Here is a 23,086-nt window from a genome sequence, read left to right as displayed (position 1 = left end):
GGATTGTTGGGCGGGGGAAGTCTGTGCGGGGTGTCGCCATTGGGAAATGTCGCAGATGTGAGACGACTGAATTGGGCGTACACTGCGTGAGGCGGCGTTGGAATTGGATATTTTGGGCCAGAAGAAGCCGTGGGGGTGGTGGTTTAACTGCCGTATTTTTCGAATTGGGCGGCTTGTTTTGCGGTCCACGTGACCGTGATTTCATAGCCTTGGTCCCATAAACCTTCGGAATCGATCACATTCTGTTCGAACAGCCATGCGCGACGGGCCCCTTCGGAATAGGCCAGCCGAATGGTTTCGGTGGTCATCGGGTCTTCGATGGCGGTTTCGATCAGTGTTAACAGCGTGTCGAGCCCCTGCCCTGTAATGGCTGAAATCGTGTGAATGTTCTCGGTGCGCTCTGAAGTGTTGAGCGCGGTTTCAAGGGCGTTTTCGTCGAGCAGATCGGATTTGTTCCAAACTTCGATCATGGTTTCCTCTGCCTTTTGGGAAATGCCAAGATCATTGAGGATATCAGTCACATCATCCGCTTGGGCCTGTGTTTCAGGATGTGCGATATCGCGGACGTGTAGGATTAGGTCTGCATCAAGCACTTCTTCCAAAGTGGCACGGAAGGCGGCGACCAGTTGGGTTGGCAGTTCAGAAATAAAACCAACTGTGTCGGATAAGATGATTTTCTGGCCTTCGGGCAATTCCAGTTCGCGCATGGTGGGGTCCAGCGTGGCAAAGAGCATGTCTTTGGCCATCACATCCGCACCCGTTAACGTGTTAAACAGGGTGGATTTGCCCGCGTTGGTATACCCAACGAGTGCAACAATTGGATACGGTACTTTGGCCCGTGCGGCGCGGTGCAATTCACGGGTTTTAACCACTTTGGCCAATTGTTTTTTCAACCGCACGATGGCGTCATCAATGGCGCGGCGGTCAGCTTCGATCTGGGTTTCACCCGCGCCGCCAACAAACCCAAGGCCGCCTCTTTGGCGTTCCAGGTGGGTCCAGGCCCGTACAAGGCGGGTTTTGGAATAGCTGAGAGCCGCTAGGTCCACTTGCAGCACACCTTCGCGCGTGGCAGCGCGATCAGAGAAGATTTCGAGGATCAAGCCCGTACGGTCAAGAACTTTGACCTTCCAGTGGCGTTCAAGGTTTCGTTGCTGGATCGGGGTGACAGGACCGTCGATGATGACAAGTCCGATGTCGTGATCGTGGAGCTTTTCGCCAATTTCAGCCAGTTTACCTTTGCTGAACAGCAGACCCACATGGGGATTGCGCAGGTTCACCACCTCTGAAAAACCGATATCAAGGTTCAGAGCATTGGCCAAAGACACGGCTTCGGCGAGCGCATGTTTGGGCGCACGCCGCGTGTCTTTGTTGGGAATGTCAGGGTGGAGGACGCAGGCTCTTTCCACGTGTTAGCGCCCTTCCCGATCACAATGTGAAATGTGCATTGGGGTTTGCAACATGCGTGGTTTAGCTTTCCTCGCCATCATAAAGCTGAACCGCTTGGGCTGGCATGATGGTGGAAATCGCGTGTTTATACACCAGCTGGCTTTGGCCATCGCGGCGAAGCAAAACGCAGAAATTATCAAACCACGTGATCATGCCTTGCAGCTTGACCCCGTTGATCAAAAAGATTGTTACAGAAATTTTGGATTTTCGCACATTGTTAAGGAATGCGTCTTGCAGGTTTTGTTTGTCGCCAGCCATCTCGTCAGCTTTCAGTTTTATGCCCCGCATTGATTGAGCGGGATATTGTTGTTGTTAGTCGCCCAAAAGCCGCGCAGCGCAGTTTTGGATGATCAGAGTATGAGGCTAATTTTTAGTTTGGCCAGTGCAAAAGCGAATCTGGGCGGTATTTTGGTCAATTATCGCCAATAGTTTGGGTTTAAAACGGCGATCACGGCGAGGGCTTCGAGCCGCCCAAGGATCATGGCCACGCAAAGAATCGCTTTGCCTGTGTCGGAAATATTGGCGTAGCCTGTAAAGCTCTCCCCTGCGGCGTGGGCCAGTGGACCCGTGTTAGACAGCCCTGCGGTGGCAAACAAAAGGCTGTCGGAAAAACTGATGCCCGTGGCCGCCAGTGCGAGCGCGACAAAGGCCAGAGACAGTACAAAGAGCATAAGGAAAATCCATGCGATTTGCGCCCCTTCGCGGCGGATCATGCGCACCCGTTGCGAAGAACTGGCCACCGAGTTCGGGTGGCTGAGACGTTCGATTTCACGCTGACCGTGTTTATAAAGTGCGTACACCCGCAGCAGTTTCACACCGCCCGCTGTCGTGGCAATCCCGCCCCCCATGATAGACAGCCCCATGAGGATAATACCCGTGGTGCCAAGGCCAGACCAGTTTTGTGCCCCTTCCCACGCATCACTTTCAAAGCCTGTTGTGGTCAGGAAAGACAACACCGTGAATATCGCCCCCCACAGCGCGATGATGGCAGATGTTGCCTCGTCTGTGGCTGAGACTTCGAACGCGGCGCTCCAATGACGGATAAACAACAAAACCGGGATGACGGTGATGCAAATCAAAACAAGGTTGATTTCTTTGTCGAGCTTGAGGTTTGAAAAGGCTTCGCTGTCAGAGCCGAAAAAGAAGCTGTGGCGGGACACGGCGAAAAACAGGAAAAAGAACATCAAGGCTTCGCCAGCGTAGCCAGAACTGGCCCCTTGCAGCCCACCCACAGGGGAAATGCCGCTGGTGGAAATGATGGACATGGCGTGGGATACAGCAACCAGTGTTCGATCCCCTGAAATAAGCAGGCACAAAGCCAGCAGCGCGGTGACAAACACGTACACAGGAAAGATTTGCGCCGCGTTGCGCCCCAAGCGTTTACTGGCGTCTGCTTTGGCAATCTGTGTTGTGGATTTTTGCCCTGTGCGGCTGGCGGCGAACACTTCAAAGCCGCCGATTTGCAAGGGGGCAAAGATGGAAACGGCTACAACCAAAATGAAAAAGCCGCCAATCCAACCCACAATGGCGCGCATCATATGTAAAGGCGCAGGCACAAGGGATGGATCATCAAACAGCGTGGCGCCTGTGGTTGTCAGGCTTGAAAGCATTTCAAAATAGGCTTGGAAATAGGTGATCGACGGGACCAAATAGGTAAATGGCAGTGCCAAAAGAGCGGGGATGGTCAGAAACGCACCGAACGCGGTGAGCAAATAGTGCCGTGCGGAGTTTCGAGACGCATACCCCGATACGGCAATGCCAACCAAGGTTAACAGGATCAATAAAAACGTGGTGTAGTAGAAAAAGGTACGGGCGACGTCCCAATCTTCTAGCCGAATGGCAAAGGCCATCGGCAGGTACATCATGATGACGGAAAACGCCAACAGCTGTACAAACAAGGGTAGAGATTTGAGCCAGTTCATAAGATGGCCACCGCTTTCTAGAAAAAGTCGATCTGCACTTGGAGCAAGCGTTCGACCTCTTCGATGTTGCGAGCCAGTGAGAAGATGACGACAACATCGCCTTCGTCAATACGGGTGTCCCCTGTGGGGCGTATAACTTGGTCGCCTTTTTGAACGGCTGCAACAATGGCGCCTTCGGGAATGGCAATATCGCGGATGGGTTGGCCCGAAATTGGCGAAGTAGACATCACTTGTGCTTCGATGACTTCGGCCTCGGCATCGCCAATAGAATAGACTTGCCGCACGCGGCCATGGCGGATGTGGCGCAGAATGGACGATACCGTGGTGGCGCGCGGGTGAATGAAAGCATCGATGTTCAATGGCTGCATCAAGGGCGCAAGGCCGTGATCATTGACCAGAGCAACAACCTGCGGACAGCCCGCAGCCTTGGCCCGCGTGGCCGTTAACAAATTGGTTTTGTCGTCATCGGTTACGGCCAAAAGCGCATCGGCCTTATCAAGATTGGCTTCTTCCAAGAGGTCTTTGTCGAGCCCGTCGCCATGCAAAACGATGGTTCGTTCAAGAGCTTCGGCGGCTTTTTCCGCGCATTCACGGGATCTTTCGATCACTTTGGCGCGGATCCGATCCGAGCCCTGCTCCAACTGGCTGGCCACGGACAACCCCACGTTGCCGCCGCCAATGATGATCACACGTTCGCGTTTTTTGGTGTTTTTGCCGAAAATTTCCAATGCGCGGCGCACGTCATCTTTGTGCGTGAACACATAGACCTGATCGCCCGGAAACAGCTGGTCGTCCGCATTTGCGGTGAATAAGGATTCGCCCCGCCGCACGCCGCACACAACGGCGCGAAGTGTGGAAAACAGTTCGGACAATTGGCGCAGTGGCGTGTTGATGACGGCGCAGTCCTCTTCGAGCGTGATGCCGAGCATTTCGACATCCCCTTGCAAAAAAGGTTCGTTGTCAAAGGTCGAGGGGGCTGCCAATTGGCGCAGCGCTGCGGCGGCCACTTCTTTTTCGGGGGAAATCACAACGTCGATGGGTAAGTGATCCCGTTGATATAGATCGGTGTAGATCACATCGAGGTAGGATTGCGCGCGCAAACGGGCCACTTTGCGCGGAACAGAGAAAACCGAGTGCGCCACCTGACAGGTGACCATGTTCACTTCGTCCGAATGGGTGGCGGCGATAATCATATCCGCGTCCCGCGCCCCAGCACGCCGCAATACATCAGGGTAACTGGCAAAACCTGCAATACCCGACACATCAAGCGCATCCGTGGCTTGGTTCACGAGCCCTGGATTGTTATCGACGATGGTTACATCGTTGTTTTCAACGGCCAAGTGGCGGGCGATTTGCCAGCCCACTTGTCCTGCGCCACACACGATAACCTTCATTTCAGGCTCCTGCCGTATCAGTTCGTTTGGCGGTTAAACACCAAAGGGGCGGTGCGCATCAAGCGTCTTCGTCCCGTTCGCCGTTATCATCAATTTCTGCAATGCGCGTGCCTGCCTTGTTGGTGGTCACCACATTGAGCGTTTTTAGCTTGCGGTGAAGGGCGCTGCGCTCCATCCCAACAAAGTTGGCCGTGCGAGAAATATTCCCACCAAACCGATTGATTTGCGCCATCAGGTATTCCCGTTCGAACATTTCGCGGGCTTCGCGCAATGGAAGCGTGGCGTAGCTGTTGGACAGGCCAGCACTGTCCCCGCCGCCTGAGGATTCATTGCCTGGAATCTCGCTCGGTTCAATTTCACCTTTTTCAGGGCCAAGGATCAGGACACGTTCGATCACATTGCGCAATTGGCGAACGTTGCCAGGCCAAGACATGGTTTGCAGCAAGGCTTCGGTTTCTTCTGCCAGTGGGCGCACGGGCAAGCCTTGGGCGCTGTTCAGCTCTTCCATGAAATGTTCGGCCAGCATGGCGATGTCTTCTCGGCGTGCTTCGAGCGAGGGCACGGTGATCGGCACAACATTCAGACGATGGTAAAGTTCTTCGCGGAAATTACCTGCAGCGATTTCCTGCACCAGATCGCGGTTCGTAGCAGACAGAACGCGGATATCGACGCGCACTTTGTCTGCGCCGCCGACGCGGGTGAAGGATTGTTCCACCAGCACACGCAGGATTTTGGATTGCGTGCCAATGGGCATATCGGCCACTTCGTCAAAGAACACAATGCCGCCGTGGGCTTGTTCCAAAAGCCCCGGCTCAAATCCGCGCTCGCCCCCTTCACGGCCAAACAGAACCTCTTCCATACGGTCGGGTTCGATGCTGGCAGAGTTCACAGAAACAAACGGCGCTTTGGCACGGTCGGATTTGGAATGGATGTAGCGGGCTGCCACTTCTTTGCCGCAGCCAGACGGACCTGTGAGCATGACGCGCCCGTTGGTTTTGGTCACTTTATCAAGCTGGCTTTGCAGATTGCGGAACGCAGCAGAGTTGCCAACCATGACAGATGAGGTTACATCGCGCACCTTGAGCTGTGCGTTTTCGCGGCGCAAACGGGATGTTTCCATAGCCCGTGCAATCACCACCATCAGCTGGTCAATATTGAACGGTTTTTCGATAAAGTCGTAAGCACCCTGTTTTACGGCTGCCACTGCGATTTCAATGTTGCCGTGGCCCGAGATGATAACCACAGGGATATCTGGATTGTCACGCCGCACGGTTTTGAGAATATCAATGCCGTCGAGTTTGCTCTCTTTGAGCCAGATATCCAGAATAATCAGGTCTGGCGCGTCTTTGTTAATTTCACCAAAGGCTTCGTCTGAATTTGCCGCCTTGCGTGTGGTGTAGCCTTCGTCCACCAAAATATCTGACACCAGTTCACAGATGTCTTTTTCATCATCTACAACGAGGATATCGCCCATCAATTACCACTCCTGCTCGGGCCCTTATTGGGCCGCTTTTATGTTTTCGTTTACTGTACCTAATTCATTTCCAAATGGCAAAACGATACGTGCCATTGCACCGACCCGTCCCGTTTCATCAAAGGGCGGCGCGTCTAACAGCTCAAGCGTGCCGCCATGTTCTTCGATAATTTTCTTAACAATCGGAAGGCCCAAGCCTGTACCACTGTCGCGGTGCGTCACGTAGGGTTCGAACAGGCGCGATCTGTTTTCGGCGGGCAATCCCATACCGTTGTCTTGGATTTCGATATGTGTGGCACCTTCGTGACTGACCACAGACACCCGAATTTCGGGGGTGAAATCCGCTGGTTTTTCTTCCATGCCATCAATGGCTTCGCCAGCGTTCTTAATCAGGTTTGTAAAGGCTTGATTGAACATCGTCGCATCAAAGCTGGCGTGGATTTCAGTGCGTTCCATATCAAGCGAGATTTGGGTGGGTTGCAACGCTTCTTGCTGCAATACGACAACATCGCGGATCAGTTGTGCGAGGTCTTCTTGGCGCCGTTCAGGTTCAGGCATTCGGGCGAATTTTGAGAACTCATCCACGATGCGGCGCAGGTCATTGGTTTGGCGAATAATGACATCCGAGTATTGTTCCAAATCTGCGGCATCTTCGCCCAGTTTGGGGCCAAATTTGCGTTTCATACGTTCGGCGGACAGCTGAATCGGTGTTAGGGGATTCTTAATCTCGTGCGCAATGCGGCGGGCCACGTCGCCCCATGCGGCCAAACGTTGGGCGGATACCAATGAGGTTACATCGTCAAAAGTCACAACGTAACCTTCGAGATACCCCTCTTCTGATGTGCGCACGGCCATGCGCACCAATAGGATTTCGGGGCTGTCGGCGCGGGTGAGGCGGATTTCGTCTTGGGCAACGTTGGCTTTGCGTCCTTCGAGTTGGGAAAACAACGTGGCAAATTCGGGCACGGCAAGGATGAGTTCTTTATCCACATCCGCATCGATATCAAGGTTCAGCAACCGTGCGGCGGCGGCGTTCATCATGGCAATTTGGCCATCTGAGTTTAGGCCAATGACACCTGCGGTAACCCCTGACAGAACGCTGTCAAACAGACGGCGGCGGCGTTCGGTGCGCTCATTCGCTTCGCGCAGATCATCGTGCTGGCGTTTCACTTGTTGGGTCATGCGGTTAAAAATCCGGCTAAGCATGGCGATTTCATCGTCACCCGGCTCTTCTTTCACGCGGGCATTCAAATCCCCTGCCGTGACACGTTGCGCCGCCCCAGCAAGACGCCCAACGGGACGCGCCAGACGTTCCGCAAACCAGAGACCAAGCCAGATGGCCGCAAGGATTACGATGAGCGCAAAGCCGAGGTAGATTAAGGCAAGGTCAAACAGCAACTGGTCCCGCTCCTGTTCGCCCTGATTGTAAAGCGCGACTGTTTCTTTGGTTTCGTCCAAAAGGTTGAGGATTTCACCATCCACGGTGCGTGACACATAGACGTAGCGATCGGGATAAGATGACAGGCGGATCAGAGCGCGAAATTCGTTGTTGTCCCAGTCTTGGATGACAACGGTTTTGCCTTCTTCTGCTTGTGACAAGCTGTTTTCCGACGGGGCTTCGAAATCGAAAAGATAGCTGCGTTCCCCGCGTGCCTTTAGGTTTGCAGCGCCGTCGATCACGTAGGCTTCTTTTAGACCGCGTTGAATGCGTTGTTGGCCCAACGTCAAGGAAGAGCGCAATTCACTTTCTGCTGCAAAGCCGAGGACGCGTTTTTGTTGGTTTAGAAATTGCGCCAACAATTGCGCGTCTGTGACCAGATCATCCCGTTGTTCGTTTTCATAGGCTTGGGCGGCGGCCAATGAATTGCCAACCACATCCTGAACGCGGGTGGAAAACCAGTTTTCAAAGCCGAAGTTCAGCAGAATCGTGGAAATAACCGCAACCAAAACTGTGGGGACCAAAGCGACAAATGCAAACACGCCTGACAAACGCAGGTGCAACCGAGAGCCCGCCGTTTTCTTGGATCGGGCTGTCATCATGCGCAAAATACGTTGCCCAACAAGGGCCGCGACAACCAACACATACACAAAATCGAGGAGCAGAACGAAGCGGATCAGGTCGTTGGATACAGAGCCGTTTGACGCACGCAACACCAAATAGGTGAAGAGAACCAACAAGGGCGCCATAAGCGCCAGTGAGATTGCAAAAATGGTCTGAACGCGGCGCTGCTTACGCCACGTGTTCAACCGCCGCCAAATTTTCCCAATGTTCATGGGTTCTGCTCTATCAGACTCGGCTTACGCTGCCGACTGTGGCCGTTTTACATCATTTTCTTGGTGCGTGTCACCTGAATATCGTGCTCTTTGATCTTTTTGCGCAACGTATTTCGGTTAATGCCCAACAACTCTGCCGTTTTGATTTGATTTCCACGTGTTGCGGACAATGCCAGGGCCAGCAAGGGCAACTCTACTTCGCGTAAAACACGGTTATAAAGGCCGGGCGGTGGTAAAGCATCCCCATGCAGATCGAAGTAACGTTTTATGTGTGCTTCGACCGATGCAGACAGTTTGTCTGTGACCATTGGCGTGTTTGGGACGGCTTGGTCTGCCTCTGCCTTTAGCTGTGCTGCCACAAAGCTGGCGCTGATTTCATCATCTGGGCAAAGCAACACGAGCCGCTGAACGAAATTTTCTAGGCCGCGCACGTTTCCAGACCATGGCGCAACGCGCATGTGTTCCACAGCAGACTTGGCGATGGTTTTCAGCGGCAATCCGCGATCCGCGCTGGTGCGCAAAAAATGCTGCGTTAAAGGCACAATATCGTCGATTCGATCCCGCAATGGCGGCAAATCTATGGGCATGACGTTTAAGCGGTAAAACAGATCTTCGCGAAACGCGCCTTCGTTGATCAAAGGCACCATGGGACGGCTGCTGGACGATACAAACCGAATGCCCAAGGATTGCACGCTATCGGATTGGGTCAGGTTCAAGAGATGAATTTGGCTTTGTGAGGACAGCTCTGCCACTTCGTCGAGATAGATTGTTGCGCCCTGCCCTGCGCTAAACAGGACTTGCGAATCCAATTGATCGGGTGTGGCCGTTCCACAATTGATGCGCAGGAATTGCCCTCCTGCGCGATTGCCCAAGTCGTGCAATGCTCGGGCAAGCAAATCTTTACCCGTCCCGCTGGCGCCGTTGATCATAACGTTGAGGTCCGTGTTCACCACACGGGCCACGATGCGGTAGACCTCTTGCATGGCAGGGCTGCCCCCGACCAAGGGCAATTCACCATCAGATTGCGGGGCGTCAACCACGGGCAGGTTTTGGCCTGATTGGCTCAGCGCTTTGGACACTTTGGACAAAAGTTCGCGCAGATCGAATGGTTTTGGCACATAATCGAATGCCCCAGCGTCCGTGGCGCGAATGGCAGTTACAACTGTGTTTTGCGCGGAAATTACAATCACGGGCAAATCAGGGCGTTTGCGCCGAATGGCGGGCAGCAGATCGAGCCCATTACCATCGGGCATCATCACATCGGAGATAACCGCATCCCCTTCGCCTTCTTCGATCCACCGCCACAAGGTTGTGGTATTGCTGGTGGCACGGACTTTGCACCCCGCGCGCGTTAAGGCTTGGGACAAAACCGTGCGAATTGTGCGATCGTCATCTGCAACAAGAACAGTGCCATCCATGATTATCTTTCCATTTGTGAGCGCCAAAGCGGAAGGCGAATGGTGAAAGTTGTACGCCCTGGTGCGCTGTCGCATTCGACAAGGCCACCATGGCCAGAAATGATTTTTGAAACGAGCGGCAGGCCAAGCCCGCTGCCGTTTGATTTTGACGTGACAAAGGGATCGAACACTTCGGCTATCAGGGCATCAGGAATGCCTTTGCCGTTGTCGGTGATTTCGATTTGCAAGGGTACATTCTGCGTGCGATTGCCGCCTACAGCGAATTTCACGCCAGAGTTGTAGGATGTGCGAAGTTTGATTTTGCCGTGGGTTCCATCAATCGCCTCTGCGGCGTTTTTAATAATGTTTTGAAACACTTGTAACAGTTGGTCTGCATCACCCGCCGCATCAGGCAAGGATGGATCATAGGCTACAGAAAATGCGATGTGGCTGGCAAATCCTGCGCTGGCGGCGCGCACTGCGCGATCCAGAACATCGTGGATGTTTACGGCTGCAAGGGTCGTAGGGCGGTCATCGCCAAAGTGTTCAACGCGGTCGATCAGATTGCCGATGCGACGGGTTTCTGCTTCGATCAACTCGGTCAGTTCGCGGTCTTCTTCATTGGCGTTCATAGCCAGTAGCTGCGCCGCCCCTGAAATACCCGCGAGCGGATTGCGCAATTCGTGCGCTAGCATGGCAGACATCGCCACAACGGATCGTGCAGCTGCCATATGGGTGATAGATCGGCTCATCTTTTGGGCAACACCTGTGGGTTGGATCAGCAACAAAAGGCTGTCTGCATCCGCATCAAGTGGGCCCACATGTACATTACAGGTGATCGGATCCATGTCGTTCAACCCAACATCCACATTATATTGCATCAACGAGCCCGATTTCGCCCGAGCCTGCGCCACCGTATCGGCAATGACGGAGTTTTCGCCAAACAGCGACGAAACAGAACGGGTTTGCAGATGTTTGGCGGACAGTTTGACCAGTTGTTCTGCGGCACTGTTGGCGTGGCGCATTTGGTTATCCGTGTTCAGCACAAAAGCAGGAAATGGTAGAGTCGCCCAGATTTGTTCGTAGTCGGGGATCATTGCGCGGCCATTTGCAGGTTTTCCGCAGGCAAGTCGCGGATCAGCCGCAGGACTGTTTCGCCATCTTTTTCGGTAAAGATACGTTTGCGCAGGTCCGTGGGAGTTGGCATGGTGTCCATATACCACCCCAGATGTTTGCGGGCGACACGGTTGCCAAGGTCCGCACCATAGAAGGTGAGCATGGCTTCATAATGCGCTGAAATCATGTCTAAAAAACTTGTTCCCGTGGGAATGACAGGCGGCGGCGTGTCGAATAATTTTGACGCTATTTGGGCCAGCTGCCATGGGCGCCCTTGCGCACCGCGCCCAACCATCACGCCGTCCGCGCCAGATTGCTGCATCGCCTTGGCAGCGCTCGCATCATCAATGATATCACCATTGGCAATTACAGGGACAGAAACCGCCTGTTTAACGCGAGAGATGGCTGCCCAATCTGCGGACCCTTTGTAAAACTGACACCGGGTTCGACCATGAATAGTGATCATTTGCACGCCTGCATCTTCAGCCCCTTTGGCAAGATGTGGGGCGTTCAGCATGTTGTCATCCCAACCCAGACGGGTTTTCAGCGTGACAGGCACATCGACGGCTTCGACCACGGCTTCGATCAAGGTAAGCGCGAAATCCACGTCTTTCATCAGGGCCGAACCAGAATACCCTTGCGTGACCTTCTTCGCAGGGCATCCCATATTGATATCAAGCAGTTGCGCGCCATTGCCCACACAGAGTTTGGCGCATTCCGCCATCCAATAGGCATCGCGACCCGCGATTTGCACAGATGTGTTTTCGCTGTCAAAACCAAGCTCGGCGCGCGCCAAAGTGCCAGGTCGCGCCTGCATCATTTCTTCGCTGGCGATCATTTCAGACACAACCAGCCCAGCCCCGAAGCTGGTGACCAGATTTCGGAACGGCAGATCGGTGATCCCTGCCAGCGGGGCAAGAAACACAGGAGGGGCAAGTGCCTTATTTCCGATCATTATCTGAGACATGCCGCTTAATTGTGCATTTTGCGCGGTTTGGCAAGGATTTGATGCTGCTTTGCCCCATTGTGACGCACCGCATCGCGCGGTAATGGAAGGGGGAGCAAAGGAATTGGCATGGATGCTGAAATATTAATCGTTGCGGCGGGGCGCGGCGCCCGTGCGGGGGGTGGGACACCCAAGCAATATCGCACCCTCGCTGGTGCTGCGGTTTTAACGCATACGATCCGCGCATGTTTGTCCCATGCTGAGATTAGGGCCGTTCGAGTCGTTATTCACGCAGATGACGCCGACCTTTATGCAAAGGCGGTTGCGGACATTCGAGATGATCGTTTGATGGAGCCTGTGCGCGGTGGGGAAACGCGCAGTGACTCTGTGCGCCTTGGGCTTGCGGTCTGTGCTGGCAGTCATGTGTTGATCCACGATGGGGCGCGGCCATTGATTGATCGAGCCGATATTGGTGGCCTGCTGAGCGCATTACAAGATCATCGGGCGGCAGTGCTGGCCGTGCCTGTTGTTGATGCGCTTTGGAACGCTGAGGATGGCAAAGCCACCACACCGCAGCCGCGCGATCATTTGTGGCGGGCCCAAACACCCCAAGCATTTGCGTTGAAAGATATCGTTGATGCGCATAACGCAACAACAGTGCCCATGGCAGATGATGTGGAAACCGCACGCGCCTTTGGCATCGCGGTTGAGATCGTACAAGGGTCTGATACCAATATTAAAATTACACGGGTTGAGGATTTTGCTCTAGCCGAAAAACTGATGGGGAAAACGGTGGATATACGAACAGGCAACGGGTTTGACGTACATAAGTTTGGACCGGGTGATCATGTGACGTTGAACGGTGTCGACATTCCGTTTGATCGCGGATTGGTCGGGCATTCGGATGCGGATGTGGCGATGCACACGCTGACGGATGCGATTTTCGGGGCACTGGCGGAAGGGGATATCGGCCAGTGGTTTCCACCCTCTGACCCACAATGGAAAGGTGCTGCGAGCGATATCTTTCTGCGCAAAGCGGTGGAACGTACGACAGAGCGCGGCTTTCAGATCAGCCATTTGGATTGCACGATTATTTGCGAAATGCCCAAAATTGGTCCTCATACGCAGGCGATGCGAGACAAGCTCGCCCAGATAACAGGAGTTGCAGTTGATCGGATCAGCGTGAAGGCAACCACAACAGAAACGCTTGGTTTTACGGGACGTGGTGAAGGTATCGCAGCGCTGGCCACAGCGACATTGGTGAAATCATGAACAAGCTGATTGCCACGTGGTTTTACGCAGGATTGCTGCCCAAGGTTCCGGGAACATGGGGCTCAGCAGCAGCCCTGCCCTTTGCGGTCGTGCTACACGCGCTTGGCGGGTTTCCTGCACTGTTGATTGGGACGATTGTCGTGTTTTTCGTCGGCTGGTGGGCCACAGCAGAAGTGACTCGCGGCCAAGCGGAACATGATCCAGGTATGGTTGTGATTGATGAAGTTGCGGGCCAGTGGATTACCTTGATGCCGTTGTCCTATGTGCTTTGGTCCCATGGGTCATCCGTAACAATCCTGCCTTGGCCTGGGTTGGTTGGCGGATTTTTCCTGTTTCGTTTGTTTGATATCCTGAAGCCGTGGCCGGTGAGTTGGGCAGACAAGAAATCCACACCGTTTGGCGTGATGTTTGATGATGTATTGGCGGGTATAATGGCGGCTGTTGTTCTGTCTATTGGTGGATATTTGGCACATGGAGGGTTTTCATAATGGCAAAAACGCTTGCAACGGAAACACTGGCAGCCTGTCGTGAACGGGGTGAAAAAATCGTCACCGCGGAAAGTTGCACAGGTGGCATGGTTGCCGCGCAATTAACCAGCGTTGCGGGATCCTCTGATGTCATGGAGCGAGGATTTGTGACCTATTCCAATGACGCCAAGGTGGAGATGCTGGGTGTTCGTATGGAAACGCTGAACGCACATGGTGCGGTGTCTGAGGATGTGGCCGCCGAAATGGCTGTGGGTGCGTTAAGTCAGTCCAAAGCTGATATTGCCGTCAGTGTCACGGGTATTGCAGGGCCAGGTGGATCGGATCACAAACCCGAAGGACGGGTGTGTTTTGGCCTGTCCACACCAGAAGCAACTGTCACAAGCACAGTGGAATTTGGTGCGCTTGGCCGATCAAAAGTGCGCAAAAAAGCCATGAAATTTGCCTTACGGGCGTTGCGCGATAAACGGCTGGATTAGGGCCTGTTAACAGGCCCTAGGACCTATTGGTTCAGAATGGCTTTGGCTTCCGCCACAAGGCGTTCAATAACCTCTGTTGTGGTTTCAGCTCGGGCCAAGCCAACACCCTGCCCTGCCCACAAGGCAAACGCATCGCCGCTGCCGTCTTTGGCGGTGGCCGCACGGATCGGTGCGGTCGCGGCATTCATCAACGGGAAATCAGGCCAGTCCGTGACATCTGCCATATCGCGGGCATAATCGTTTGTCAGCGTGCGTGCAGCGCGTCCCGAAAACGCCGTGGTGTGCATCGTTTCATCGCCGGTGGCGTTGATCACCGCGTCTTTGTGAACAGCATGGGAGCGACATTCAGGCGTTGCCAGAAAGGCCGTCCCAATTTGCACGCCCGCCGCGCCAAGCATGAAGGCCGCTGCGATACCGCGCCCATCAGCAATGCCACCTGCGGCAATGACAGGAACATCAACCGCATCAACGACACGCGGCACGAGCGCCATTGTGCCCGGCACATCAGAACCGTTTCGCGGCAAAAACCAACCGTTATGGCCGCCAGCTTCGTACCCTTGGGCAATGATCGCATCAGCGCCGTGACGTTCGAGCCAAATGGCTTCTGCGGCGGACGTTGCAGAGGATAGGATCGTGCAACCTTTTGCTTTGATTTGATCCACAAGGGATCGGTCTGGCAGGCCGAAATGAAAGCTGACAACATGCGGCGCGTGATCAAGCAGCGCATCGCACATGGTTTGATCAAAAGGGGGATGCGTTTCGGCCGGTTCTACAACTTTATCAATGCCTTGCATGGTGTACCAGGGACGCAGGCGTTCAATGGCGGCGGCGTGGCGAACGGGGTCGTGTTGTGGTGGTTTATGAACGAAAAAGTTGAAATTTAGCGCACGATTCGTGCCAGATTTTGCGGCCGCCACGTCAGCCGCCATCTGTTCCACCGTTTGCAGCGCACAGCCGAGCGAACCGAGCGCCCCAGCATTGGCCGCCGCAATGGCCATGTCGGGCGATGTGGCCCCTGCCATTGGGGCTTGGATAATGGGGTGTTCGATCGAAAGAAGATCGCAAAGACGGGTATCAGGCCAGTTCATAGCCCAACGCTAGACGGTTGGATTGTTTGCGTAAAGCGCCTTGGCTCGTTTTTCAAAAGCCCCAACAATTTGGCGCATGGCTTCGTTGAAAACGATACCGATTAAACCTTGCAGGATTGCAGACTTAAATTCGAAATCCACGTGAAAATCCACTTGGCAGGTGTCTTCATCAACTGGTGTGAATTTCCAGTGATTGTAGAGGTATTTGAAAGGCCCATCGAGGTATTCGACGTCAATTCGACCGTCTTCGGGTTTTAGGGTAACACGGCTGGTAAAGCGTTCGCGGAACACTTTGAAGGAAATCACCAGATCAGCGTCGATCACTCTGTGTCCGTCTTTTTCAAATTCTGTGCGGATACGGGTGGCCGCGCACCACGGTAGAAATTCGTGGTATTTCCCAACGTCGGCAATCAGATCATACATCTGTTGCGCGCTGTAGGGCATTTGGCGGGTTTCACTGTGCTTTGGCATTGCTGCCTTATCTAGAATGGCTAAACGGGATCGTCACTAAGATTATGTGTCGCGGGTGCTGACAATTTCGTGCGGGGCGGTATTTTGGGGCGTCGCAATAAAGGATTCGCCCAGATGGACCACAGTAACTACGTCATTGATCAAATGATTTCGGCAAAATCTATTGCGGCACGGGTCGAAGCCTTAGCTGATGAGATTTCGGCACATTTTGCGGATACAAATAAACTAATCGTGGTCGGGCTGTTGCGAGGCAGTTTTGTGTTTATCGCCGACTTGGTGCGAGAGTTGGATTTGCCGTGCGAAGTGGATTTTCTGGAAACATCGTCTTATGGCGATGGGATGCAATCGTCGCGCGAAGTACGCATATTAAAGGACCTGCGCGGCGAGATTGAGGGCCGCGATATTTTGGTGGTCGAAGATATCGTGGATACCGGCCATACGCTGAAACATGTGATTGGTTTGCTTAAATCGCGCAATCCGGCGCGGTTGGAGGTTTGTGCGCTGTTGGATAAACCATCACGGCGGGAAGTGGACGTTAAAGCCACGTGGACAGGATTTGAGATTCCCGATGAATTTGTGGTTGGCTACGGCATTGATTACGCGCAGCGCAATCGCAATCTGGATCACATCGGCGCGGTTCGGTTTATCGAGGATTAAGGTAAAAGCTTACGCGACGGCTGCTTTGGTGGCGGGGCCGAGTTTGCCCTGATACCAGCTGATGTAAGTGCGCAATACAATGTACGGCACCAACGCCGTTGCAACTGCAAGTGCCCCGATGGCCATAACCTCTGCCACCCAGCCGTAACCCGCTTTGACGGCATAGATTTGCACACCCGCAAAAGCGGAAATCGGGAAGGTAAATGCGCCCCATGCGGGGGTCCACCCCCCCTGCGCCATCCACCGCACAAACGGCATTAAAGCCAACCCAACAAGGGAGGCACCAACCCAGACAGGCATGTAATATTCTGCCCCGCTGAGCGCGTAAATGCCCATGGCTGTTACGGATGGCGGAGCCAGTAAAATCGCGTAACTGGAACGTTGAGGCGGCGGCACGCCCTTGGTGCGGGCATTCCATAGCGAGATCATCAGGATCACCGCTGAAATGGGAATGGCCAGAACCAACACCAACAGCGCAAAAGCGTCATAGCCCAAACGCGGCGCGGCCAGCGTTGCCACCAAGACGCCAACAATGGGCAGCATCAAAACGGGGGTGATTTCATCAAATGTGTTTTCATGGCGCATGAGGATGACAACCACACAGGCGAAATAAACCGCGTGCAGGGCCACCGCCATCCACCAGATCAGGAATGCGCCCGTGATTGTATACGGCAACAGAAACAGCGCCATGGCCATTGCACACATGGACCCCGCAGAAACGGACCCACGGGCGGGGCCGATTTGCAGGTCTTCCCATAACACTTTGGGGCGGATGCAGAGTTTGGCCACATAGCTCGACAGTGTGACCAAAAGGATCAGCGTGGCAACGAGCCCGATGCTTGATCCAATGGCAGGTGGTATGTTCCAGACCGATGCTGCTGCTTTCCATGCGAGCGCCAGCCCGAACAGGCCCAGAAGGCTCGGGAATAAAGCAGGAGGCGTGCGGCGCCAGAATGGTTTTAACGTAGCCATGATGTTTTTATTGCAGTCCTGATCCAGTTACGCCATCCATGAAATGCAAATTATTTACGGGAGAACGCAATGTCAGGACATGGTTATGAAGGTGGGCGGTTGAACCTGCCGTTTGTGGGCATCGCAACCTTTGGCAAAAAGGACTATGTGGCGGATTGGGATGCCATTGATGCAGATGTGGCCATTATTGGCGCGCCATTTGATTTTGGGGCGCAATTCCGTTCAGGCGCGCGATTTGGTCCTCGGGCCGTGCGCGAAGCATCCACTTTGTTTTCATTTGGACACGCTGGCGCGTATGATCATGAAGATGATGCCACCTATCTGGGCGAAGATGTCCGCATTGTGGATATGGGGGATGCAGATATCATCCACACCGACACGATCAATTCGCACAAAAACATCGAATTTGCGGTGCGCAAAGCCTTGGCAGCAAAGGCCCTGCCCGTCACCATTGGCGGCGATCATTCGGTGAATATTCCCTGCATCAATGCCTTTGACGATCAGGGCGATATTCACGTGTTGCAGATTGATGCGCATTTGGATTTTGTCGATGAACGCCACGGCGTGCGATTTGGGCACGGCAACCCAATGCGCCGTGCGGCAGAAAAGGATTACGTGACGGGGCTGTCGCAATTTGGCATTCGCAATGTCAGTTCCACCGCAAAAGAAGGGTACGAAGCGGCCCGCGAGATGGGCTCGGACATTCAGTCCGTGCGTCAGGTGCGCAAATTAGGGACAGAGGCGGCGGCGAAGCGTATCCCCAAAGGGGCGCGGGTGTATGTGACCATCGACATTGATGCGTTTTGCCCCAGCATTGCCCCAGGGACAGGTACGCCGAGCCATGGGGGGTTCCTGTATTACGAGGTATTGGAACTGTTGCAGTTGGTGGCGCAAAACCACGAGGTTGTTGGCATTGATCTGGTGGAAGTGGCCCCTGATTATGATCACACAGGCGGTACAGCGATTTTGGCGGCGCAGCTGTTGTTGAACTTTATCGGGTTTATCTTTCACGCCCGCACGCAGAAATGAGCGCCGATTACACATCGGGTGCGGCATGGATGAATGCTAAGGTCATTCCGATTTCAGATGCCAAGATATCGGTGTTTGATTGGGGGCTGACCCGTTCGGATATCACCTATGATGTGGTGCATGTCTGGGACGGAGCCTTTTTTCGGCTCGATGATTATTTGGACCGCTTTATGGCATCTATGGGCAAATTGCGCATGGATGTTGGCATGGAGCGCGCCGAAATTCGCGCCGCACTGATTGATATGGTGGCCACATCTGGTTTGACGTCGGCTTATGTGTCGATGGTGGCGTCGCGCGGCACTCCGATTGTGGCTGGAACCCGTGATCCACGCGCGTGCAACAACCATTTCTATGCTTGGGCCGTGCCATTTGTTTGGGTTATCCCCCAAGATGTGGCCAAGCGCGGGGCGCATATTTCATTGGCCGAAGATGCGCGGCGTATTCCAATCAATTCAGTGGATCCAACGGTGAAAAACTATCACTGGGGCGATATGACTGCGGCTTTGTTTCAAGCCCTTGATGCGGGGTATGATACAACGGTTCTGCTGGATCACGATGGGTGTGTGACCGAAGGACCGGGCTTTAACATTTTCGCAGTGGTAGATGGGACGGTTGTGACGCCGAAATCTGGCATGCTCGAAGGGATTACGCGCAAAACAGTGATGGAGATATGCGCCGAGCTGGGAATTCCCTGCGAGGCGCGGGACATTCCAAAAGACGTGTTTTTATCGGCGGATGAGGTTTTTACGGCCACGACGGCGGGCGGCCCAGTGGCCGTGACACGAGTCAACGAACGCATTTTGGGCAATGACGCGACGGGCGCCATTACAGAACGCATTATCAAGACCTATTGGGACTGGCACACGCGAACGGATTTAAATTTGAAAGTTACTTACAAATGACCCAATCCGCACAAGACATCATCAAAACATTGGATTTGCAGCCCCATCCCGAAGGGGGCTGGTATAGACAAACGTGGCAGGACGGCACCAAGCCCCGTGCAGCGGGAACCAGCATCTATTTCCTGCTGGAAGCCCATCAGACCAGCCATTGGCACCGCGTCGATAGTGCGGAAATCTGGCATTGGTATGCGGGTTCAACAATGGAATTGCATATTCACGAAAATGGTAACACGCAGGTTTCAATTTTGGGTCCAAACCTGATGGATAATCAACGCCCTCAGTTGATTGTGCCGCCAAACGCGTGGCAAAAATCCGTTCCTGTGGAAGGCTGGGTATTGGTGGGATGTACGGTTTCCCCCGGTTTTGAATTTGAACGCTTTGAATTGGCGGCCGACAACTGGGAGCCAACTGATGGATCATAAGGAATTTGTAAAAACCCTAGACCCAGATGTACGCACGGAATTAACCACAAAATCGGATCGCGCTGGGCTGAAACGACTGAGCGCGCATGGGGGCTGGATCCTTGTGCTGGGCTGTTATGTGGCGGTGGGGGCACCGTTTTGGGGACTGGCCTTGATCCCGCTTGGGATTTGCATCGTGTTTTTGTTTACGTTGCTGCATGAAACCGTGCATTCCACGCCGTTTCAGGCAGCACGGTTAAACGCAGTGGTGGGGCATGTTTGTTCAATCCTTGTGATCGTGCCAAACACGTGGTTCCGCTACTTCCATTTGGCCCATCACAAACATACCAATGATCCGCTGAACGACCCCGAACTGGAAACACCAAAGCCGATCACGACACAGGATTATATATGGCATATCAGCGCCTTACCGTACTGGGCGAATGTGGCCAAACTGATCTGGCGGCAGGCCAAAGGCGATGTGGCTGCGCCATATTTGCCTGAACGAGCAGAACCATCGGTGATGTGGCAAGCCCGTTTGATGATTGCACTTTACGCATTGGCGGTTTTGTTGGTGCTGACGGGATGGGGCTGGATTTTCTGGTGCTGGATGCTGCCCGTAGCGCTGGGCCAACCGTTTTTGCGGGCTTATTTGCTGGCGGAACATGGGCTGTGCCCGCCTGTGGCCAATATGTTTGAAAACACCCGCACCACATTTACCAACCGCGTTGTTCGGTTTTTGGCGTGGAACATGCCCTATCACGCAGAACATCACGCCTATCCCGCGGTGCCGTTTCACAAATTGCCAGAACTGCATTCCTTGGCTTCGGACCAACTGCAAAGCACATCGGATGGTTACGTGCAGTTTCATAGCGAATACATTAGTGGGACGAAGCGTTAAAACAGTTCAATGCCGCAGGTTTCAGCTTTGGTTGTTACCGAACCGATTTCGGCGCCGTTTTGGTCAAGATACCGATCCACAAAAATGGCGCCATAAGCCATAAAACGCCGTGTCAGCGCTTGGTTGCATGCAATGTCACGGTCAAAACTGGCATCGAAAACATCTGACACATCGTCAAAATCGGCCTTGTGTTGGTATGTGTGCGTGACAGTTGCCTCTTCAATGGTCACGCCCATCAGCCAAAGGGGGTCGTACAGTAATTCTTCGCTGTTAAGTTCAGAATACGTTATGGTTAAAGCGTCGTTTAAACCTCCATCAGCAACAAGGAGATCGACAGATGTTTCAACAACATAGTCTTCGCCAATTGTATCCTTGAGGTGTTGACCCAAAGGCGTAAACATCAGCACGCAAACCGCCACGATAGGAAGGCCGATAACGGCCCCAAGGATGAGTAGCGCAGGTGTTCGACGCGACATGGTTATCCGCGAAATCCCGTTGCCACGACAAATTTTTCAGAACTGTCTGATCGGCTGGCGGGTGGTTTTACGTTCGCGACTTTGGTGAATTTCTGTTTCAGCAGTTTTTGCAAATCACCCTCGGCCCCACCTGCAAGGACTTTGGCCACAAAGGTTCCGCCTTCTTCTAAAACGTCAAAAGCGAAATAGGCGGCTGCTTCGCAAAGCGCCATGATACGCAGGTGGTCGGTTTGTTTGTGACCAGACGACGCCGCAGCCATATCAGACATCACAACATCCGCTTTGCCACCGAGCCATTCTTTTACCTGTTCGTCGGCCCCTTCATCCAAGAAGTCGAGAACATGAAGTTCACACCCAGGAATCGGGTCCACTTCTTGCAAATCAACACCGAGGATTGTGCCAACTTTTTTGCCTTTGCGTTCCCCCAATGAATTTACCTTGGGAACCGCAACCTGACACCAACCGCCGGGGGCGCAGCCCAGATCCACAACGCGAGCGCCCGGCACAAGAAAGCGGTATTTTTCATCCAACTCGAGGATTTTATAGGCCGCCCTGCCCCGATATCCGTCTTTTTGTGCCTTTTGCACATAAGGGTCGTTCAATTGGCGTTCGAGCCAAAGGGTTGAGGACAATCGCCGCCCTTTTGCCGATTTAACACGCACACGCAGGTCGCGTTGACCGCGACCAGAGGATTTCTTTTCATTTGCCATTGTCAGTTGGGCCTGTTGCCAAGAACGCCAGCGGCGGTCATTTGTGAATAGAGAAGCCCTTCGCGCAGGCCTCTGTCTGCAACTGTCAGGCAGCTCGATGGCCAGACGCGCAGGATTGCTTGTAAAATTGCGGCGCCTGACATGATCAATTCATGACGATCTGATCCGATGCAGGGCGCGTTTTTGCGCCCTTCTGGGCCGATTGACAGATATTTATCAACCACTTGGTCGATTTCCTGTTTGCACATGGACACGCCGTCCACTTTGCATCGTTCGTATCGGGCCAGCCCCAAATGGGATGCAGCCACGGTTGTGACAGTGCCCGATGTGCCGATGATTTGGCAGCGCGCGCCATCGCCGATTTCTGGGGGAACAAATTCATCAATCTGTTCTTCAAAGCTGCACGACATCAGCGCGAATTTGGCGCAGTCGTCATCAACATCGTGAAACATGTCTTTGAGCGTCGCCACGCCAAGTGGGACCGATTTCCAATCCATGATACAGGCGGATTTTTCGCACCCTGCTTTGCCCCGTTTGTTCAAATCCAATTCCACCATCGCACGGGCGCGGTTTTTTGGGGCAACAGTAGACAGATCGAGCCAAACAAGTTCGGTGGAGCCGCCGCCAATATCCACGATCAGCAATTGATCGGAATCGTCTTTGAGGTGGGGGGCGCAACTGACCACGGCGAGGCGTGCCTCTTCTGCGGGGTCAATGATTTCCAGATTCAGGCCCGTTTCGCGTTTAACAAGGTTCACGAAACTGTCGCCATTGCGGGCCCGGCGGCAGGCTTCGGTTGCGACAAGACGGGAATGTTTTACACCATGTTGGCGCAACTTTTTACCGCAAATGCGCAAGGCCCCCAAAGTGCGTTTGATCGCAGCTGGGGCCAACGTGCCATACTCCGCCAATCCAGCGCCCAAATGAACGGGTTTGGAAAAAGCATCCACCACTTCGAATTCTGAACCTATAGGGCGTGCAATCAGCATTCGACAGCTGTTTGTGCCCAAATCCAGCGCAGCAAAAAGCCCCCCATCCGGCGTGGCCGTGGGTTGGCGGTTGTTGTTTTTGTGTCGGCCTTTTGGGGCCGCATGTTTATTATTGGCTCGCATGAGCTTGCACCAAATTCTGTTCCCTCCAAAGTAGGCACAGAACAGCGAATTTACAAGATTGTTCTTTTTGAAGGTTCGCAACGCGAGAAGTGTCGCTAAATTGGCTGACGAAGTCGAAAACGGTCTTCTTAAATCGCCTTGAACAAAATACATGGGAAGGGA

Annotated in this window: 23 protein-coding genes; 8 read left to right on the top strand and 15 right to left on the bottom strand. The window is 53.7% G+C overall.

All coding sequences use genetic code 11. The annotated features are described in order from the left end of the window. Positions 1 to 143 precede the first annotated feature (143 nt). From hflX to dusB, 9 genes are all read right to left on the bottom strand, one after another. Positions 144 to 1,406: a GTPase HflX gene (gene hflX / locus QBD29_RS09475; protein ID WP_280097848.1), complete on the bottom strand. Its 1,263-nt coding sequence runs from the start codon at positions 1,404 to 1,406 to the stop codon at positions 144 to 146. Between the two features lie 61 nt (positions 1,407 to 1,467). Further along, positions 1,468 to 1,704, bottom strand: a complete 237-nt coding sequence (hfq, locus tag QBD29_RS09470) for an RNA chaperone Hfq (RefSeq protein ID WP_280097847.1) — start codon at positions 1,702 to 1,704, stop codon at positions 1,468 to 1,470. Between the two features lie 158 nt (positions 1,705 to 1,862). Continuing rightward, positions 1,863 to 3,368 carry a potassium transporter TrkG gene (locus QBD29_RS09465; RefSeq protein ID WP_280097846.1) on the bottom strand — a complete coding sequence of 502 codons (1,506 nt, stop codon included), beginning with the start codon at positions 3,366 to 3,368 and terminating at the stop codon, positions 1,863 to 1,865. Between the two features lie 17 nt (positions 3,369 to 3,385). Further along, on the bottom strand, positions 3,386 to 4,762 hold the full coding sequence (gene trkA / locus QBD29_RS09460) for a Trk system potassium transporter TrkA (protein ID WP_280097845.1): 1,377 nt from the start codon (positions 4,760 to 4,762) through the stop codon (positions 3,386 to 3,388). A gap of 58 nt (positions 4,763 to 4,820) precedes the next feature. Beyond that, the gene (locus QBD29_RS09455) at positions 4,821 to 6,236 is read right to left on the bottom strand and encodes a sigma-54 dependent transcriptional regulator (RefSeq protein ID WP_280097844.1); all 1,416 of its coding nucleotides are present in this window, start codon (positions 6,234 to 6,236) and stop codon (positions 4,821 to 4,823) included. A 24-nt stretch (positions 6,237 to 6,260) separates the two neighbouring features. Beyond that, a complete protein-coding gene (locus tag QBD29_RS09450) occupies positions 6,261 to 8,510 on the bottom strand; it encodes a PAS domain-containing sensor histidine kinase (RefSeq protein ID WP_280097843.1) in 2,250 nt (749 codons plus the stop codon). A gap of 47 nt (positions 8,511 to 8,557) precedes the next feature. After that, positions 8,558 to 9,928 (bottom strand): response regulator, encoded by a 1,371-nt coding sequence (locus QBD29_RS09445; protein ID WP_280097842.1) that lies wholly within the window; start codon positions 9,926 to 9,928, stop codon positions 8,558 to 8,560. 2 nt (positions 9,929 to 9,930) lie between these two features. Further along, on the bottom strand, positions 9,931 to 11,004 hold the full coding sequence (locus QBD29_RS09440) for an ATP-binding protein (protein ID WP_280097841.1): 1,074 nt from the start codon (positions 11,002 to 11,004) through the stop codon (positions 9,931 to 9,933). Then, a complete protein-coding gene (gene dusB / locus QBD29_RS09435; protein WP_280097840.1) occupies positions 11,001 to 11,990 on the bottom strand; it encodes a tRNA dihydrouridine synthase DusB in 990 nt (329 codons plus the stop codon). Before dusB ends, QBD29_RS09440 begins: the two co-directional genes overlap by 4 nt. 108 nt (positions 11,991 to 12,098) lie before the next feature. Here dusB and QBD29_RS09430 point away from each other — a divergent pair, with 108 nt between their 5' ends. From QBD29_RS09430 to QBD29_RS09420, 3 genes are read left to right on the top strand one after another with little or no spacing between them, the layout of a single operon-like run. Then, positions 12,099 to 13,241 (top strand): bifunctional 2-C-methyl-D-erythritol 4-phosphate cytidylyltransferase/2-C-methyl-D-erythritol 2,4-cyclodiphosphate synthase, encoded by a 1,143-nt coding sequence (locus QBD29_RS09430; protein ID WP_280097839.1) that lies wholly within the window; start codon positions 12,099 to 12,101, stop codon positions 13,239 to 13,241. Beyond that, the gene (locus tag QBD29_RS09425) at positions 13,238 to 13,729 is read left to right on the top strand and encodes a phosphatidylglycerophosphatase A (RefSeq protein WP_280097838.1); all 492 of its coding nucleotides are present in this window, start codon (positions 13,238 to 13,240) and stop codon (positions 13,727 to 13,729) included. The genes QBD29_RS09430 and QBD29_RS09425 overlap by 4 nt, the downstream gene beginning before the upstream one ends. Further along, positions 13,729 to 14,205 carry a CinA family protein gene (locus tag QBD29_RS09420; RefSeq protein ID WP_280097837.1) on the top strand — a complete coding sequence of 159 codons (477 nt, stop codon included), beginning with the start codon at positions 13,729 to 13,731 and terminating at the stop codon, positions 14,203 to 14,205. The genes QBD29_RS09425 and QBD29_RS09420 overlap by 1 nt, the downstream gene beginning before the upstream one ends. Before the next feature lie 23 nt (positions 14,206 to 14,228). On the opposite strand, the gene QBD29_RS09415 is transcribed toward QBD29_RS09420, so the two are convergent. Together QBD29_RS09415 and QBD29_RS09410 are read right to left on the bottom strand one after the other, a co-directional pair. Further along, positions 14,229 to 15,293: a nitronate monooxygenase gene (locus tag QBD29_RS09415; RefSeq protein WP_280097836.1), complete on the bottom strand. Its 1,065-nt coding sequence runs from the start codon at positions 15,291 to 15,293 to the stop codon at positions 14,229 to 14,231. A 9-nt stretch (positions 15,294 to 15,302) separates the two neighbouring features. Continuing rightward, complete coding sequence (locus QBD29_RS09410) at positions 15,303 to 15,764, bottom strand: type II toxin-antitoxin system RatA family toxin (protein ID WP_280097835.1); 462 nt, start codon at positions 15,762 to 15,764, stop codon at positions 15,303 to 15,305. Positions 15,765 to 15,878: 114 nt separating this feature from the next. On the opposite strand from QBD29_RS09410, the gene hpt reads away from it, so the two are divergent. Next, a complete protein-coding gene (hpt, locus tag QBD29_RS09405) occupies positions 15,879 to 16,421 on the top strand; it encodes a hypoxanthine phosphoribosyltransferase (RefSeq protein ID WP_280097834.1) in 543 nt (180 codons plus the stop codon). 9 nt (positions 16,422 to 16,430) lie between these two features. Here hpt and QBD29_RS09400 read toward each other — a convergent pair whose 3' ends face one another. Continuing rightward, positions 16,431 to 17,393 carry a hypothetical protein gene (locus QBD29_RS09400; protein ID WP_280097833.1) on the bottom strand — a complete coding sequence of 321 codons (963 nt, stop codon included), beginning with the start codon at positions 17,391 to 17,393 and terminating at the stop codon, positions 16,431 to 16,433. A gap of 69 nt (positions 17,394 to 17,462) precedes the next feature. Here QBD29_RS09400 and speB point away from each other — a divergent pair, with 69 nt between their 5' ends. Genes speB through QBD29_RS09380 form a run of 4 tightly spaced genes read left to right on the top strand, consistent with a single transcriptional unit; the run spans position 17,463 to position 20,626 of the window. Continuing rightward, the gene (gene speB / locus QBD29_RS09395; protein WP_280097832.1) at positions 17,463 to 18,422 is read left to right on the top strand and encodes an agmatinase; all 960 of its coding nucleotides are present in this window, start codon (positions 17,463 to 17,465) and stop codon (positions 18,420 to 18,422) included. After that, entirely contained in the window at positions 18,419 to 19,324 is a 906-nt protein-coding gene (locus QBD29_RS09390) for an aminotransferase class IV (protein ID WP_280097831.1), read from the top strand. The genes speB and QBD29_RS09390 overlap by 4 nt, the downstream gene beginning before the upstream one ends. Continuing rightward, entirely contained in the window at positions 19,321 to 19,746 is a 426-nt protein-coding gene (locus QBD29_RS09385; RefSeq protein ID WP_280097830.1) for a cupin domain-containing protein, read from the top strand. The genes QBD29_RS09390 and QBD29_RS09385 overlap by 4 nt, the downstream gene beginning before the upstream one ends. Further along, positions 19,736 to 20,626, top strand: coding sequence for a fatty acid desaturase (locus QBD29_RS09380; protein WP_280097829.1), 891 nt, complete (start codon positions 19,736 to 19,738; stop codon positions 20,624 to 20,626). The genes QBD29_RS09385 and QBD29_RS09380 overlap by 11 nt, the downstream gene beginning before the upstream one ends. Here QBD29_RS09380 and QBD29_RS09375 read toward each other — a convergent pair. Genes QBD29_RS09375 through QBD29_RS09365 form a run of 3 tightly spaced genes read right to left on the bottom strand, consistent with a single transcriptional unit; the run spans position 20,623 to position 22,924 of the window. Beyond that, positions 20,623 to 21,102, bottom strand: a complete 480-nt coding sequence (locus QBD29_RS09375) for a hypothetical protein (RefSeq protein WP_280097828.1) — start codon at positions 21,100 to 21,102, stop codon at positions 20,623 to 20,625. The genes QBD29_RS09380 and QBD29_RS09375 overlap by 4 nt on opposite strands. Before the next feature lie 2 nt (positions 21,103 to 21,104). Further along, the gene (locus tag QBD29_RS09370; protein ID WP_280097827.1) at positions 21,105 to 21,812 is read right to left on the bottom strand and encodes an RlmE family RNA methyltransferase; all 708 of its coding nucleotides are present in this window, start codon (positions 21,810 to 21,812) and stop codon (positions 21,105 to 21,107) included. A gap of 2 nt (positions 21,813 to 21,814) precedes the next feature. After that, positions 21,815 to 22,924: a Ppx/GppA phosphatase family protein gene (locus tag QBD29_RS09365; protein WP_280097826.1), complete on the bottom strand. Its 1,110-nt coding sequence runs from the start codon at positions 22,922 to 22,924 to the stop codon at positions 21,815 to 21,817. Positions 22,925 to 23,086 lie beyond the last annotated feature (162 nt).

Origin of the sequence: Amylibacter sp. IMCC11727 (assembly GCF_029854195.1) — a bacterium.
GTDB lineage: Bacteria > Pseudomonadota > Alphaproteobacteria > Rhodobacterales > Rhodobacteraceae > Amylibacter.
The sequence above is the reverse complement of the archived record's forward strand: the minus strand, read 5'-3'. Positions and strand labels throughout refer to the sequence as shown.